Source organism: Gilliamella sp. wkB18, assembly GCF_001690875.1.
In the GTDB taxonomy this organism is placed as follows: Bacteria; Pseudomonadota; Gammaproteobacteria; order Enterobacterales; family Orbaceae; genus Gilliamella; species Gilliamella apicola_A.
This window is the reverse complement of record NZ_LZHM01000088.1, coordinates 1-1,079: the sequence shown is the minus strand read 5'-3', so window position 1 is coordinate 1,079 and position 1,079 is coordinate 1. Positions and strand designations below refer to the sequence as shown.

Sequence of the window (1,079 nt, the reverse complement as noted above, 5' to 3'; positions counted from 1 at the left end):
CTCCATATTCCACATCCCCAAGGCACTTTTTAACTCGCCTAAGGCTTCAAAAATAGTTATAGCCGCAAAAGCTTTGGCTACGGTTTTAGAAATCAAGGTATTTAACATCTGTTTAGCTTTAATTTCAGGTACTAATGTGCCCGAAACTGTTGAACGCATCGCTTTAACTAGCTGCATTTTTAATTTGATGTCACGGTATAAAGCCACGCTATCAACACTTAATAATGCTAACGAGCCTAAGTCAATCGCCAGTTGGTGCATTTTTTTATCTTGGCTTTCACCTTCTTTAACGGTGTCCATTATTTTAATAATATTTTTATTATATTATTCCGTTATATGGTGTCGTTGTTTGATTTCGGCGAGCTCTTCTTGCGATGTGGCATTAAATGCTTCGACCATCCATTCGGGCCAGCCTTCACCTTCAATCCTATGGGCTTTAAATTCCACTTCTTGATCTGACTTATATTCACCGTCATCGATATTGGCAGATTTATAATGCACCATAAAACTATTGATCCATCCCCAAACAAATGTACTGCCTGCGCCGGCACGAGCAGGATCTAACATAATATGATCTATCACTTGGTGCGTGCCCGGTTGGCACACCATTAACACGGTTGAACTTAAGGCATTACGTGACATATTATGAATAATAACACCGTGCAAATCGTCCCAATCATACTCTTTTATTCGGCGTTTTTTCGGTTGTAAAAATACCGCAGGGTGATGTAAAAACTTAAAGTTAAAAAAGTAACTTTCATTAACATAGACTTTACCGGTTTTACGATTAAATATAATGGGGCTGCCATAGCGGGAGAATAGATAATGATACAGTTGAGGAACCGCATAATACATAGCGGCACAACAAGTAATAAATCCAATAATTCCAATCAAACAAAGCATGCTACCACTATCTGGATGATCATAATCCATAATAAATGTAGGAAAACCAATAAGAAGTATAAATAAAACAATAACAATAACAAAATGGAGACAGCCATAAAAAATCTGATCATTGTGATCCTGACGAATAAAGGCACAATAGGTATTATTGGCATAACTTAAGCGATCGTCATGCA

The 1,079-nt window shown here is 37.3% G+C and carries 2 protein-coding genes; both read right to left on the bottom strand.

The features are described from left to right. A partial coding sequence (locus A9G48_RS09350) for a hypothetical protein (RefSeq protein WP_141672993.1) occupies nt 1–300 on the bottom strand: 300 nt, incomplete at its 3' end. Nucleotides 301–324: 24 nt separating this feature from the next. After that, the coding region (locus tag A9G48_RS11700) for a DUF6708 domain-containing protein (RefSeq protein WP_065576117.1) at nt 325–1,079 on the bottom strand (755 nt) is incomplete at its 5' end.